At 74.8% G+C, this 13,603-nt stretch carries 14 protein-coding genes; 4 read left to right on the top strand and 10 right to left on the bottom strand.

All coding sequences use genetic code 11. The features are described 5' to 3' along the window. The first annotated feature begins 225 nt into the window (after window positions 1-225). Window positions 226-495: a hypothetical protein gene (locus ACFVGY_RS11810; RefSeq protein WP_385674719.1), complete on the top strand. Its 270-nt coding sequence runs from the start codon at window positions 226-228 to the stop codon at window positions 493-495. Window positions 496-505: 10 nt separating this feature from the next. Here ACFVGY_RS11810 and ACFVGY_RS11805 read toward each other — a convergent pair whose 3' ends face one another. Together ACFVGY_RS11805 and ACFVGY_RS11800 are read right to left on the bottom strand one after the other, a co-directional pair. Further along, entirely contained in the window at window positions 506-1,174 is a 669-nt protein-coding gene (locus ACFVGY_RS11805) for a hypothetical protein (protein WP_385674716.1), read from the bottom strand. Between the two features lie 159 nt (window positions 1,175-1,333). Next, window positions 1,334-3,487 carry a SpoIIE family protein phosphatase gene (locus ACFVGY_RS11800; protein WP_385674713.1) on the bottom strand — a complete coding sequence of 718 codons (2,154 nt, stop codon included), beginning with the start codon at window positions 3,485-3,487 and terminating at the stop codon, window positions 1,334-1,336. A gap of 179 nt (window positions 3,488-3,666) precedes the next feature. Here ACFVGY_RS11800 and ACFVGY_RS11795 point away from each other — a divergent pair, with 179 nt between their 5' ends. Then, complete coding sequence (locus ACFVGY_RS11795; RefSeq protein ID WP_385674710.1) at window positions 3,667-3,888, top strand: hypothetical protein; 222 nt, start codon at window positions 3,667-3,669, stop codon at window positions 3,886-3,888. Between the two features lie 37 nt (window positions 3,889-3,925). Here ACFVGY_RS11795 and ACFVGY_RS11790 read toward each other — a convergent pair whose 3' ends face one another. The 6 genes from ACFVGY_RS11790 to ACFVGY_RS11765 form a co-directional block, all read right to left on the bottom strand. Continuing rightward, the gene (locus ACFVGY_RS11790) at window positions 3,926-4,165 is read right to left on the bottom strand and encodes a hypothetical protein (protein ID WP_385674707.1); all 240 of its coding nucleotides are present in this window, start codon (window positions 4,163-4,165) and stop codon (window positions 3,926-3,928) included. Between the two features lie 310 nt (window positions 4,166-4,475). Then, window positions 4,476-5,663, bottom strand: coding sequence for an alcohol dehydrogenase catalytic domain-containing protein (locus tag ACFVGY_RS11785; protein WP_385674704.1), 1,188 nt, complete (start codon window positions 5,661-5,663; stop codon window positions 4,476-4,478). Between the two features lie 16 nt (window positions 5,664-5,679). Further along, window positions 5,680-6,600 (bottom strand): Rieske 2Fe-2S domain-containing protein, encoded by a 921-nt coding sequence (locus ACFVGY_RS11780; RefSeq protein WP_385674701.1) that lies wholly within the window; start codon window positions 6,598-6,600, stop codon window positions 5,680-5,682. Between the two features lie 9 nt (window positions 6,601-6,609). Further along, window positions 6,610-7,095, bottom strand: a complete 486-nt coding sequence (locus tag ACFVGY_RS11775; protein WP_385674698.1) for a hypothetical protein — start codon at window positions 7,093-7,095, stop codon at window positions 6,610-6,612. A 28-nt stretch (window positions 7,096-7,123) separates the two neighbouring features. After that, complete coding sequence (locus ACFVGY_RS11770) at window positions 7,124-8,131, bottom strand: TNT domain-containing protein (protein WP_385674695.1); 1,008 nt, start codon at window positions 8,129-8,131, stop codon at window positions 7,124-7,126. 175 nt (window positions 8,132-8,306) lie between these two features. Then, window positions 8,307-9,488, bottom strand: a complete 1,182-nt coding sequence (locus ACFVGY_RS11765) for a four-carbon acid sugar kinase family protein (protein WP_385674692.1) — start codon at window positions 9,486-9,488, stop codon at window positions 8,307-8,309. 355 nt (window positions 9,489-9,843) lie between these two features. On the opposite strand from ACFVGY_RS11765, the gene ACFVGY_RS11760 reads away from it, so the two are divergent. Further along, window positions 9,844-11,445: a serine/threonine-protein kinase gene (locus ACFVGY_RS11760; RefSeq protein WP_385674689.1), complete on the top strand. Its 1,602-nt coding sequence runs from the start codon at window positions 9,844-9,846 to the stop codon at window positions 11,443-11,445. Next, window positions 11,442-12,032, top strand: a complete 591-nt coding sequence (locus ACFVGY_RS11755) for a hypothetical protein (protein ID WP_385674686.1) — start codon at window positions 11,442-11,444, stop codon at window positions 12,030-12,032. The genes ACFVGY_RS11760 and ACFVGY_RS11755 overlap by 4 nt, the downstream gene beginning before the upstream one ends. Window positions 12,033-12,329: 297 nt before the next feature. Here the strand turns inward: ACFVGY_RS11755 and ACFVGY_RS11750 are convergent, their stop codons facing one another. Further along, window positions 12,330-12,773, bottom strand: coding sequence for a GNAT family N-acetyltransferase (locus tag ACFVGY_RS11750; protein ID WP_385674683.1), 444 nt, complete (start codon window positions 12,771-12,773; stop codon window positions 12,330-12,332). A gap of 92 nt (window positions 12,774-12,865) precedes the next feature. After that, on the bottom strand, window positions 12,866-13,480 hold the full coding sequence (locus ACFVGY_RS11745) for a hypothetical protein (protein ID WP_385674680.1): 615 nt from the start codon (window positions 13,478-13,480) through the stop codon (window positions 12,866-12,868). Window positions 13,481-13,603 lie beyond the last annotated feature (123 nt).

Raw genomic sequence — 13,603 nt, 5'->3', positions numbered from 1 at the left:
GAGGGAGGCCGTGTCGGAGTGGTGTCGCCCACACACGGAAAGTGAGGAATCGAAGCCTATTCAGGGGGCTTTGGTCTTCGATCTCCAGGCTGGCGGGCCGACTTCACCGGCGGGGCGCAGCCGGGGGCCCGGCCGCGGACGATACGGCCGCCAAAATCCGGGGCGGTTGTCAGAGGCGGGTGACACCATCTGACGCGGTGATCGGACCAGCTACAGGGGGTAGGCATGGCGAGCACGTACACGTGGCCGCGCGGGGCGGAGACGGCGGACGGCGAGGAACTGGAGTGCTGGCTGGCCGGGCACGGATGGGAGATCGACCCGACCGTGTTCATGGCCGGGGTCCTGGGCCCGGCGGTCCAGGTCCGCCGCATCGACAGCACGTGCCGGGAGGACGACGCGGGTCTGCTGATCCTCCCGGGCGAGACCGTGGTGTTCGACGGGGAGCGGATACGGGTCCGCCCGCGCGCCTTCGCTTCGGCCGGGGCTCCCGCCTAGGGTCGGGCGGTCAGCACTGCCACAGGAACGCGGCCTCGCCGCAGGGCGGGCAGGTGAAGGCGTAGCCGCGGCCGCTGCCGAAGTTCATGGCGGTGACCGGATCGGGCCCCTCCTGCAGCTGGGCGGCGGGCCGCATCGGCTCCGCACAGGTCCGGCAGGCCGGAGTCTCGTCGCCCTGGAGCCAGGCCGGTGTGCCTCCCAACTGCCCGAGGACGTCCTTGCGGGGCCGGCCGGTCCGGGCCGCCCACGCCGCGACGGCGCCGTCGTAGTCCGGCGCGTCCGGCAGGACCAGCGGCTCGGCGGCGTGGGTGGCGCCGAGGAGCAGCTTTTCCGTGTCGACGGCCCGGCCCCCGGGCCGCGGTATGCGGCGCAGGCCGCGGGCCGGGAGGAGCAGGGCGCTGTTGGCGCCGGAGGAAGGGCTCCAGTCCCGGCACGTGCCCGGGCGGTTCTGGCAGGCGAACAGCGCCAGTACGTGCGCGTGCGACCGGTCACCGCCGGCGACGGCGGAACCGGATCCGTCCAGGAGGAGCTGCGCGAGGAACTTCAGCGGGCCGGTGCATTCGGCGCAGGACGGCCATGCGGTGCCCCTGACGCCCAGGGGTACGCCGCCGATGCGGGTGATCGCCGCATCGGGTGCGGCCGGGCCGGCGTGGGTGATCAGGGTGATCGGGGTCGTCATGCGGCCCGACTGTAGGACACCGCATCGCCGGCGCCGCCCGGTGCCCTCCCTCCGGTGTCAGCACGCGGGGATGTGTCGATGCGGTCCCACGAGTGTTCGATCAGGTCGGGTGATGCCGTGCGGCCGGCCTCGCGGTCTGTCACTGCCGGGGCGGCTCCCCTAGATGCGCAGCAGGAGCAGTGCCACGTCGTCCGTCTGGGGGGAGGCCGGGCCGGCAGCGTGGACGAGGGCCTCGATGAGGTCGTCGAGGTCGGCTCCCTCGTGTGCGGCGAGGACGGAGGCGAGTTCGGCCGTGGCCCGGTCCGTGTCGATGCCGCCCGCGGTGGGCTTCTCGACGAGGCCGTCGGTGTAGAGCGCGAGCAGGGTTCCGGGGGTGAGGTCCAGGTGGGTGGTGGGGCACGCGAGGTCGCCGTCGACGCCGAGGAGCGGGGCGGGGTCGAGGTCCACGGGGTGGGGGCGGGTGCCGGGGCGGTGCACCAGCGGGGGCGGGTGGCCTGCTCCGGCCAGGATCGCCAGCCGGTGTGCGAGGTCGATGTGGACGTAGAGGCAGGAGACGAGCAGGTCGGTGTCCAGGTCCGCCAGGAGGCGGCCGGCCCGGGTCAGGACCTCACCGGGCGGGGCCCCGGCGGCGGCCCGGATGGCGGTGCGGACCTGCCCCATCAGGGCGGCGGCGGCGACGTTGTGGCCCTGGACGTCGCCGATGACGGCCGCGACGGTGGTGGTGTCCAGGGGGATGACGTCGTAGAAGTCGCCGCCTATGTCCATGCCGTGGCCGGCGGGCAGGTAGCGGGCGGCGATTTCGAGTCCGGGCACCACGGGCAGGGAGCGCGGGAGGAGCGTCTGCTGGAGGCCGCGGGCGAGGTCGCGGGCGGCGTCGTGGAGGCGGGCCCGGTCCAGGGCCTGGGCGATCAGGCCGGCGAGGGAGGTGAGGACGGCGCGTTCGTCGGCGGTGAAGTCGTGGGGCCGGTGGTAGGAGAGGATGCAGCAGCCGACCGGACGTCCCGAGATCGTCAGCGGGAGGAAGGCCCAGGCCTGCTTGCCGCTGATGCGGGGCGCGCCGGGGTACTCGCGGGCTATTTCCCGCGCGTCGCCGTAGAAGGCGGGGACCCCGCTGGCCATCACCTGCCCCGCCGGGGTGAGCGCCGTGTCCAGGGGCAGCCCGTCGAGGCGCTCGATGACCGCCGCGTCGTAGCCGTAATGCCCGGTGATCTTCAGGCGGCCGGCTTCGGCGGCGGACAGGACCAGGGCGTCGGCGCCGAACGCGGGCAGGACCTGGTCGGCGACCAGGTCGACGACGTCGCGGACGGCGACGGTCTCCGTCAGGGCGGCCGCCAGGTGCAGGAGCTGGTAGATCCGGCCGGTCTGCGGGCCGGCCGCGGCAGCATCCGGGCGGGACGGGCCGGCCGTCGGCCCGGGCGGGCGGCCCGTCTCCGGGCTGTCGGTGGGGGTGATGCGGACGCTGATGCCGCCGGCGTCCGGATAGAGCTGGAAGTACAGCAGGTGGTCCGGCGGGTGCAGGGCGGTGAACTCCACCGGGTCGCGGCTCATGACGGCGGTGCGGTAGCGGTCCTCGACCAGCGGGGTGTCGAGCCACGGCAGGGACTGCCAGGGGCGGGTGCCGAGCAGCTGCCCGGCACTGCGGCCGAGCAGGGCTGCGGCGGTGCCGTCCAGGAAGGTGATCCGGCCCTCCAGGTCCAGGGCCAGGGCACCTTCCGGCAGGCGTTCGGCCCAGTCGGCGGCGGCCTGCGCAGCGCGGCCGCCGCCCCGCGGGGCGGGCGGTACGGCCGGGACGACGCGTGGCCGCTCGGGCACCGGCGGCGGGGTCGCGGCGCCGTCCAGGATCCGGGCGATGCGGCGGGCGGCCGCGGTGATGTGGTGCTGTTCGCGGCGGCCGGCGGTACGGGGGTGGCTGGCGGGCCAGAGCAGCAGCAGCGCGCCCGTCGGGCCCGTCGGGCCCGGCAGGGGCGCCGCGGCCAGAGCGGACCGGTAGGGCAGGCTGACCGCGGCCCTGGGGTAGTCGCGGGCCAGGTCCTCGTGGGAGCCGACCCACACCAGCCGGTCTTCGCGCACCGCGACGGCGACGGGCGTCGGGGCCGTCGCGGAGATCCGGTACCAGGGCCGGGTCACCTCCTTCGGCACCCCGTACACCACGGCCAGCCCGAGGTTGCGCAGCTCCCCGCTCCCGAGCCACAGGAACAGGCCCCCGGCCGACGCTCCCGTGCTCAGGACCGCGTCGGTCAGCGCCGCGTCCAGCGCCGGGAGGCCGGTCCGGCCCGCGCGGGCGCGGTACGGGCTCTCACCGCGGGCGGCCACGGCCCACCTCCGTTCCTCCCGGCACGACGGTGCCGGGTGGGTCTTCCGCACGAAGGGTGCGGGAGGGCCCTCGCCGAGGCGCCTGACCCCGGTCCCCGGCGCGCAAACCTTCGACACGGGCAACCTCCTACGGGAGGTGAGGAAGTGCGAGCCGGCGGCCGAGCGGCGAGGGTGGGGCCATGACCTCCGCCAAGCTGATCCTCGACCCGCCCGACGAGAGCGGCGGGCGCCTGGTCCGCTACGACGGCGTCGTCCTCGGCACCGCAGACAGGCCCAGCGACGTCGTCGAGCTCCTCCGCCAGGCCGGCGTCACCGCTCCCGAGGCCCTCGACCTCGGCGATCCGGACGTGGCCGAATGGCGCGGCGCCGGCCCCGGAAGCTGGGCGGAGTCACCGCCGTGACGGCAGGCTACCGGCGCGCCGCCGGCACCCGGCCGGTTCACTCCCCGCGCGCGGAGTCCCGTTGCGCGCGCGGGCTCGGGCCGAGGGCGTCGCCGGCCTTCGCTTCCTCGCCCCCGTCCTTGCCCGCTGCGGCTGCGGGGTCGCCGGCGGACGCGTCACGGCCTGCTGACTGCTTGCCGCCACCGTGGCCCTGGCGCGTCGGGCGCCTGCGCTCGTTCTGCGGGGTGTCGTCGTGGAGCGGAGCGCCCCCGGCGCCTCCCTGATCCATGTCGTCCATCGGACGCTCCTTCCCTTCTGCCGCCCCCTCAGCGCGGGGAGTGAACGTCCCCCACGGGCCTGGATCAGCCGTGGACACGTCCTTGACGACGGCGGTGCAGAACGCGTCGAGGTCGTGCAGGGGCAGTCCGCTCGGTGCACGGCTGCGTCTGCCCTTCCGCGGCACGGCCAAACGGCCACGGAACGGCCCGTCGGCGCGGCGCCGCCGGCCGTGCGACCCGCTCGCCGTCAGGCCTCCGCACCGCTCACGGGCTGAGCGGCAGCGGCGGGGACGGGGACCGGTGGGCTGCCGGTGGGCTGCCGGTGGGCGTTCACGGCACGAGGAGCGCCTTGATCATCCCGTCCTCCTTCGCCTGGAAGCGGGCGTAGGCGTCGGGTGCTTCCTCCAGTGGCAGGGTGTGGGTGGCGAAGCCCTCCACACCGAGGGGGTCCGCGTCGGTCAGCAGGGGCAGGATGGCGTCGGTCCAGGCGCGTACGTTGGCCTGGCCCATGCGCAGCTGGATCTGCTTGTCGAACATGGTGAGCAGGGGCATCGGGTCGACGGCGCCGCCGTAGACGCCGGAGACGGACAGGGTGCCGCCGCGGCGGACGAGTTCGATGCCGGTGTGCAGGGCGTTCAGTCGGTCGATGCCGGCGTGCTCCATGAGGGGGCGGGCGACGGCGTCCGGCAGCCGCGCGGTCACCTTCTGGGCGAGGGAGGCGGTGAAACCGCCATGGGCCTCCATGCCGACCGCGTCGATGACCGCATCGGTACCGCGCCCGTCGGTGAGGTCACGGACCGCTTCCGTCACACCGTCCGTGCCGTGGGCGCGCAGGTCGAGGCTGTGCACTCCGTGGCTGCGGGCCCGTGCGAGGCGCGCGGGGACGAGGTCGACCCCGATGACGGTCCGGGCGCCGCGGTACTGGGCGATCCTCGTGGCCATGTCGCCGATCGGACCGAGGCCGAGGACGGTGACGGAGCCGTCCGGCGGCAGGTCCGCGTACTCCACGGCCTGCCAGGCCGTGGGAAGGACGTCGGACAGGTAGACGTAGCGTTCGTCGGGCGGCCCCGTGGGGATCTTCACCGGCAGGGTGTCGCCGAAGGGGACGCGCAGGTACTCGGCCTGGCCGCCGGGGACCTGCCCGTAGAGCTTGGTGTACCCGAAGAGGGCGGCGCCCTTGCCGTGCGCCCGGACCTGCGTGGTCTCGCACTGGGAGTGCAACCCTCGTTCGCACATGTAGCAGGTGCCGCACGAGACGTTGAACGGCACGACCACGCGGTCCCCGCGGCTGAGGGTCCTGACGTCGGGGCCGGTCTCCTCCACGATGCCCATCGCTTCGTGGCCCAGCACGTCGCCGGGATCCAGGTAGGCGCCGAGCACGGTGTAGAGGTGCAGGTCAGAGCCGCAGATGCCGGTCGTGGTCACTTTGACGATGATGTCGGTGGGTTCCTCGATGCGGGGGTCGGGGACCGTTTGGACGCGGACGTCCTCACGGCCCTGCCACGTCAGTGCACGCACGGTAGGCCTCCTCGTTTCATCCGTTCGGCGGACGTCGGTGGTGGAAGTGCCGGAGCTTCGCTTCCACGTGACCGTCGACGACACGCGTGTCGAAGGCCGGCTGGGGTGCGGTGGCGGGCCCTTCGACGTTCCATCCGTCCGACAGGCGGAACACGCTGCCGTGCCAGGGGCAGCGCACGCAGCCGTCCGCGATCTCCCCCTCGGCCAGCGGCCCCGCCATGTGGGCGCAGCGGTCGGCCAGGGCGTGGACGGTGCCGCCGCTCTCGCGCACGACCAGGACGTCCACTCCGTCGACGCGGGCGCGCACGGCCCGGCCCGCGGGGAAGGCGTCCACCGCTCCGAGGTGGTGCCATCCGTCGCGCACCAGGTGCGCGACCTGCTCGGCGTGGTTGGCGCCGGCTGCCTGCCGGTACGCCAGGTGGCCACCCAGCGCGCCCGCCGCGCCGACGGTGGCGAGACCCATCATCCCGAGCGCCTTGCCGCGCCCGACGCGGCCCCGCGTACGGGCCACGAAGGAACTCGCGTAGAGCACGACGCCGGCGGTGTTGCCGAGGGCGTGGACGAGGCCGGTGCGGGCCTGTTCGGGCGGCAGTTCGGCCCAGTCCACCCAGCCGGCCACCGCAGCGGGCGCCGCGGCGGTCAGACCGGCGCCGACCAGGACGTGTGCGGCGCCGCGCCGGCCCGGGATCAGGTCCAGCAGGGCCGCCGAAACCCAGGTCCCGATCGGGATCTGAACGAGCAGGGGGTGCGCGGGATGGCCGAGCGGGCGGCCGTGGAGCAGATCGCGCACCGGTCCGAGCGGCACCGACCGTACGGCCCGGCGGAGCCAGCGGATCAGGGGATCGGCGTACGGTGTCTGCTCCAGGTGTTCCACGGCCGTGAGCAGCGGCCCGGGGCCGGCGGCCACTGCCCCGCGGTATGTGCGGTCTGTGTCCATGGCGCGCGCCTACCCCGGGAAGCCTCCCCCATGTGTGCCACTGCTCCGTGTGCCGCCGGGGGGCGGGCCCTGATCCGGTCCCGGTCCCGGCTTCGGTTCCGGTTCCGGTTCTGGTTCCGGTTCCGGCGGTCGGCGGGTGGCGCGGAGGGCCCGTGCCAGTTGCTCGCGGGCGCGGCGCTGGACGCCCTCGCTGTCGTGCAGCAGCAGCTCGGTTTCCTCCGGGCTGGGCGGCACGGGCGGCGGGCCCGCCGCGGTCAGCCTGGCGTGCAGGCTGCGGCAGGCCCGGTCCTCGTCGGGGAACCGCTCCAGCACGGTGCGCACGCCCCGCTCCACGACGCCCACCACCCATTCGCCTGCCTGTTCCCGTAGGTAGAGGCGGTCCTCCGGCCTGGGGAGGCCGGGGGGGCCGGGGGGGCCGGGGCAGTCGGGCACCTCGTACAGGCCGGGGGCGATCCCGGCCTCGCGCAATGCCTCACACAGCCGGTGGCGGTCCATGCCCCGGGCCTCCCTTCCGTTCTCGGCGTCAGTTCGCCCTTTCCAGGTAGCCGTTCGCCACGAGGGTGCTGACCCGTGTGCCCGTCTGGACGTTCGGGCAGTACGAGTCGCCCTGCGCGGGCGTCACGGTCGTGACGTACTGCACGCCCTCGCCGGGCTGCTCGAACCACGGGAGGGTGGGGCCGGCGCAGACCAGGATCGGCTGCTTCACCCGGTACAGGTGGTAGTCGAAGGGCCAGCGCGGGTCTTGGGTGTTGAGGTTGGACGGCGGGATGGAGCGTGCGCCGTACTTGGTGCCGGCCGGCGCGAGGAAGCTCCCGAACTCGGCCCCGAAGCGGTCCAGCAGCTGCCCGGGCTGGAGGGTGACCTCCGTGGCGATGATCTGCCCGTTCGCGTCCCTCGCGAAGCCGTCGCTGTTCGGGTACCGGTAGGCGCCCAGCCCGGAGTCCGCGGTCGGGTTCCACCACTTGTGGAGGAACTCCACCGGGGTGAGCTCACCGAACCGCTGGTAGCCGCTGAGGATGGCGCCGAGCACCCCCGTCGTCGGCAGTTTGGCCGGGCCGAACCGCCAGTCGTTGCACTTGAACTCGGTGTGCGCGTACGGGTACGGCGAAGGCACCAGCCCCAGGCAGCGCGCCTTCTGGGTGTCGGAGGTGGTCTTGGTGTCGGACTCGGTCTTGGTGTCGGAGCCGGTCTTGCCCGTTTCCGAGCCGCCCTTCGCGTCCGGGTCACCGGTCTCGGCGTCCGTGCCGGTCTTCGCTTCCGAAGCGGGTCGGGACTCCTCGCCCTTGCCGTTGCCCTTGCCCTTGCCCTTCTCCCTCTCCTTCTGCTCCTTCCTGCCTTCTTCCCGTTTCTCGTCCTCGTCTCCGCTCGCCCGGTCGGGTGCCGGTGGCGGGACCGAGGCTGTCCAGACCGGTGTTCGGCCGACCGTGGACGCCTGCGCCTCCGCGGCGGTGGAGGGGAGGGCGCCGAGCAGGACGGAACCGGTGAGCCCTGCCGTCGTGGCCAGGCTCGCGCACCAACGGGGGAATGCCACTGAAACCTCCGCAAGATCGAGTCCACGGGACGTCAGAAGCGCCCCGCCCCATCACAAGAGATCCGCAGAAGCCCGGCCATCGGGACGGGGCCAGTCGGCGGGCACCCACCACCTGATGGTGCATCGACGTCCAGCGGTGGGCCTGCCCCCGCTCCCGGTACTGCCTGTTGCGCCGTCAGGCGCCGCCCAGCCGTCCGAGGAGCTGGCACAGGCGGACGAGGGTGGTGTCGTCGCCGAAGCCGCCCGCCTTGATCAGTACGGGGAGCGCGGGCGGGTCGAGCAGGGTTCCCCGCGCGACGCCGGGTTCGGGCTCGTCGGCCAGGCTGAGGCCGGTGACACCGAGGGCGTCGAGGACCTCCGCGGCGGTCTCTCCCCCCGTGAGCACGAGCGCGTCGACCCGGTCCTCCTCGATCAGCTTGCGCACGGCGTCGGCCATGGCGCGCCCGAGGGCGCGGGCGGTGTCCCGCGGCAGGCGCTGGTCCGGCGTGTGCAGGGCGAGGACGGGGGCCGTCATGCGGCTCAGGTCGGCGACCGTCGCCGCCGGGTCGTCGGTGGCGGCCACCGCCCGTACGTCCGCCCGGTCGCACAGCGCGGCCAGCTGTCGGCGGGTGGCCGGATTGGCGCTGCCGACGACGACCAGCGGCCGCCGAGCCGGAGCGGTAACGGGCGGGGGCGCGGCCGCGTCCCGTGCGCAGTGCCGTGCGAGGGCGGCGGCGAGTCCGGGCGAGCCGACCCACAGGACCTCGTCGGGGCGGGGAACGCTCGCGACGAGCCGGTCGAGATCGACGTCCTGCTGCGCCGAGTACGCCACCATCGCGCCCGCACCGATCAGCCGGGGCAGGTCGCCGGCCCGGTCCGGGCCGAGCGGAACGGCGTCCGGGAGCAGCTCCGCGAGGTCAGAGCACCGCACGGGGTGCACGGGGTCGCGGGCGAACTCGCTCTCGTGGACGGGGACGCCCCGCACGTGCTGGACCCCGCCCACGGTCACCCTGCCCTCGGCGGGAAAGGCGGGGGCGACGATCACGGCCCGGCGCCCGGACCCCGAGCGGGCGGCCAGGATCTCCGCCCGGACATGCCCCCGGAGGGTGGAGTCCACCGTCTTCAGCAGCACATCGGCTTCGGCGAACAGGCGCGCCGCCTGCCGCGCGCGTGCGGCGGCGGTCTCCTCGTCGGTGACGCGCGTGCCGAGATCGACTGCGGTCACGCCCCGGGGCGGGCCGGCCGCCGCCTCCGGGAGGCGGAAGAGGATCCGGGCGTCGTGGCCGGTCCGACGGAACGGTGCGGCGCCGTCGCCCGCGCTGGTGAGGTCGTCCGCCAGCACGGCGATGCGCGGCGCCCCGCCGCTGTGGAACGTCATTCCGTTTCCCCTCCGTCTGTCCGCTGCCGCCACGGGTCGTCGATGACACCGCAACAAGATCAATATTGCGCGGCGGGGCGGGGCCGGACAATCGGTTCCTTCGCACACCCCCGCCGGTGACGGCGCTCGTCCAGCGGGCGGTGAGCCGACGCCGCGCGACGGGACCCTCCCCAGCGGCTGTCACCGGCTGCCCCTATCATGACCCCGCCGCAGGCCGGGCGCTGATCCCGGCGCCGGCGACGCCATGCGCGACAGCGCCGCACGGCGGTGATGACGACACCACCCACATCGAAGATCCCGTGCTCGCACGCCCGGGTTCCGGGGGGGGTGGGAACCCAAGCAAGGGGGCGGGAAGATGAAGGCGTGGGTGGTCCCCGGTTATACGGAGACCAGAGAGCTGGGCTCGGGCGCCAGCGGCCGGGTGGTGCTGGCGGTGCACGACGGGACCGGGACGCCGGTCGCGGTGAAGTACCTCAGCGACCGGCTGCGCAGTGATCCGGCGTTCGTCCAGGGCTTCCGGGCGGAGGCCCGGCTGCTCGGCGACCTCCACTCGCCGTACGTCGTGGGGCTGTACGAGTACGTGGAGGCGCCCGACGGGGCGGCCATCGTGATGGAGCTCGTCGACGGCATCGCGCTGCGCGAGCTGATCAAGCAGTCCGGGCAGGCCGGCACCGGCCCCGAGGCGGCCCTGGTCGTGCTCAAGGGCTCCCTGCTGGGCCTGGCGGCCGCGCACCGGGCCGGAGTCGTCCACCGGGACTACAAGCCGGAGAACGTGCTGGTCGCGGCCGACGGCTCGTCCAAGCTGGTGGACTTCGGCATCGCCACGGACCACGGCGCCACCCCGGGCGTGGCCGGTACGCCGGCGTACATGGCGCCGGAGCAGTGGCAGGGCCGGCCCGCCTCCCCGGCGGCCGACGTGTACGCGGCGACGGCGACGTTCTTCGAGTGTCTGACCGGGCGCAAGCCGTACCCCGGCCAGAACTTCGCCGAGCTGGCGCTCCAGCACATCGAGTCGCCGGTCCCCGAGTCCGAGGCGCCCGAGCCGGTGCGGCCGCTGATCCGACGGGGCCTGGCGAAGCGGCCGGAGGAACGGCCGGAGGACGCAAAGGCGTTCGTGGCCGAGCTGGAGGCCGTGGCCTGCGGCGCGTACGGCCCGGACTGGGAGGAGCGCGGCCAGCGCAAGCTGGCGGCGCTGGCCGCGCTGCTGCCGCTGCTGTTCCCGTCGGCGGGCGGCACGCCGGCGACCAGCACGGCGTTCGCCACGACCTCGCTGTGGGCACCCGGGCGGCGCGGCTGGCTGGGCGCGGGCGTGGCGCTGGTGCTGGGCCTGCTGGTGGTCCTCGGGCAGGCGGCGGCCACGGACCGGACGGTCGGGGCGGCGGCGGTGAGCTCGTTCGCGACGACCAGTGCGGCTCCGCCGACGGGCGGACCGGTCCCGTCGGGGTCGCCGTCGGGTTCGGCGTCCGCCTCGGCTTCGGCGTCGCCCAGTGCGTCGGCCTCGCCGTCCGTGTCCCCGTCCTCCTCGGTGTCCGCCTCCGCGGGCGCGTCCCCGGGCCCCGGATCCTCGGCCGGCCCGGCACCGACCGGGCCGCAGCCGACGCCGGCGCCTCCCACGACGCCGCCCGCGTCCCCCACCCCCTCCCCGGCGGTGAAGGTGCGGGCGGTGAACGTGACCTCGTTCTCGCAGACCGGCTTCACGGCGGCACAGGTGACGCTGTCCGTGGACTCCTCCGGCCCGGCGACCGTCCGGCTGGAGTGGTTCAGCAGCGACGCGCGGGGCACGCTCGGCGCGTCCGAGGGCTCGATGTCCTTCCCCTCCGCCACGGCGGCGACCGCCAGGACGCTCACGTTCCGGGGAGCGGGCTGCTACTGGGGCGTACGGGCCACGACGACGCCCGCGGCGGGCAACGGGGCAGCCGTCCAGCAGTTCCTGATCAGGAGGTGCGAGATCCGATGAGCGGCGACGACGAGTACAGCGCCACCGTCCTCGGCAGCCACTGGGTCAGCGGGCCTCCCGCCGCGCGGCCGGAGGTCGCCCCCGACCGGGTCGAGGGCTCCGTGCTGCGCTTCGGCCCCGGAGTGACCGCGGCCGCCATGGCGCCGTTCCCGGTGGTGCCGCACCCCTCTCCGGCCCCGGCCCCCCGGCCCGGCGGCGGCCTGCGCCGGTACGCGCTCGCGGGGGCGGTGCTGGCAGCCGTCCTCGGGTACCTGTGCTGGCAGCAGTACGGCCCCGGGGTCGCGGTACGGGACGTGGCCGTGACCACCGACCAGGCCGGACCGGCCTGCGGGTCGACCGCCGACGTGGTGGCCGTCGTACGGACGAACGGCCGCCCCGGGACGCTGGAATACCGGTGGATCCGCAGCGACGGCACGCGATCGGAACGGATGACGGAGCGGGTGGCCCGGGGCCAGGAGGAGGCCCGTCTCCACCTGCTGTGGACCTTCGAGGGCATGGGGAACTATCCGGCCAGGGCCCAGCTGGAACTGCTGGAGCCGACCCGGCGGACGGCGGCGGTGGAATTCGCCTACCGCTGCACGCCCTAGCGCGCGGTCAGAACACGGCGGGACGGCACTGGTTGCCCGTCCGTCCGCGGAACGCCGTCGTGGGGCGGCCGGGTGCCGGCCGCCCGGTGCCGGTCAACTCTTTCCGGCCAAACCCCCTGTTGCATGGCTGGAAACAGTGCCATGCTGTGCGCACGGCGGCCCTCCCCCTCCCCCGCGGAGAGGCCCCCGGCCCCGCCCGGAACGCACCCCCGGGCGGGGCCCGTCAGCCACCGGCCGCGTGCCCGCCACCTCCCTGCCGCGTGCGGCACCGCACGCCCGGGCCGGCGCACCGGACCGCTAACCCTCCAGGGGCTTCAGCTCCTTGGTGAAGTGGAAGGCGGTGATGTCGAAGCGCTCCCGGAGGTAGAACCGGTGGGCGCCGGTGCGGTGGGTGCCCGAGTCCAGGCTGAACTCGTAGCAGCCCGCGGCGCGGGCGTGGGCTTCCAGGTGGTCGAGCATCGCGCGGCCGACGCCGGTCGAGCGGGCGGATCCGGAGGTCACCAGGTCATCGACGTAGAGCTTGCGCACCGTGCTGGTGGTGTCGACGATGCGCCAGCCGGCGGCGGCGACGCAGGCGCCGTCGTCCGCGTAGCCGGCGGTGAAGCGGAGCCCCTGGCCGTGGCCGCGCTCGCACACCTGCCGGAAGAGCTCCCCGGTGAGGTGCGGACGCAGTTCGCGCAGGACGGGGAACAGGTCGGTGTCCAGGCGCGGGTCGCCCGCACCGAGGTCGATGATCTTCATGTCCGGGACGATATCCCAGCCCCGCCGGCACGGTTCGGGGCCGGGACGGCGCCGGAGGCGACGGCGCGGCGGGACGGGACTGGACGGGACGGTCAGCCGCGGTAGAGCTTGTCCACCGCGGTGCGGGTGGTCTTCTTGAAGGCGTTCACGGGGGCGTCGGGGAAGCTGCCCATGCGGCCCCAGTGCACGACCGTGACGGTCCGCCCGTCCCTGCCGACGGCGAAGAGGTGCACGTCGTTGCCGGCCCACGCGTGCGTGGTCCGCACGCCCTGGACGCGCGCGCCCTCCTCGGCCTCGACACGGCCGAAGTCGCGCCACTCGGCCGTGACGTCCGGATCCTGCTGCTCCACCCGTTCGGCGCAGCCCTTCACCGCTGCGTTGAGCAGCGCGGCCAGCGAGCGCGCCGCCGCCTCGTCGCGCTCCATCACGGTGACCTGGACCGCGTTGGTGTCGACGTCGGTCCAGAACGCGCGGTGCCGTGACGTGGCACCGGGCAGTGCCTCGCCGACGCAGAACGGCAGCGGGTCGGGCACCCCGGAGGTCACCGGACCGGCGTGCCAGGCCGTGCCGGCCTGCCGCGGCAGCTCGCCGGCGTCGAGGAAGGCGGGCCCGTCCGCGGCGGCGGCGGGCGAAGCGGCCAGGGCAGCGGCTGCCACGGCCGCTACGGCGGCCGCGAGGCAGGTGGTGGCGGAGGGACGGTGGCTCATGAGGGCTCCCCGTTCACGGTGACGGCGGGACAGGCATACGTCCTCGGCATTTCCCGGGTGCCCGGGGATAAACGGCCGCGGGGGGGGGGGGGGCGCGGGGGGGGGGGCGCGGGCGCGGGGGGG

It is taken from the genome of Streptomyces sp. NPDC127106, assembly GCF_042677605.1.
Lineage (GTDB): Bacteria > Actinomycetota > Actinomycetes > Streptomycetales > Streptomycetaceae > Streptomyces.
This window is presented reverse-complemented; position numbering and strand designations above follow the sequence as displayed.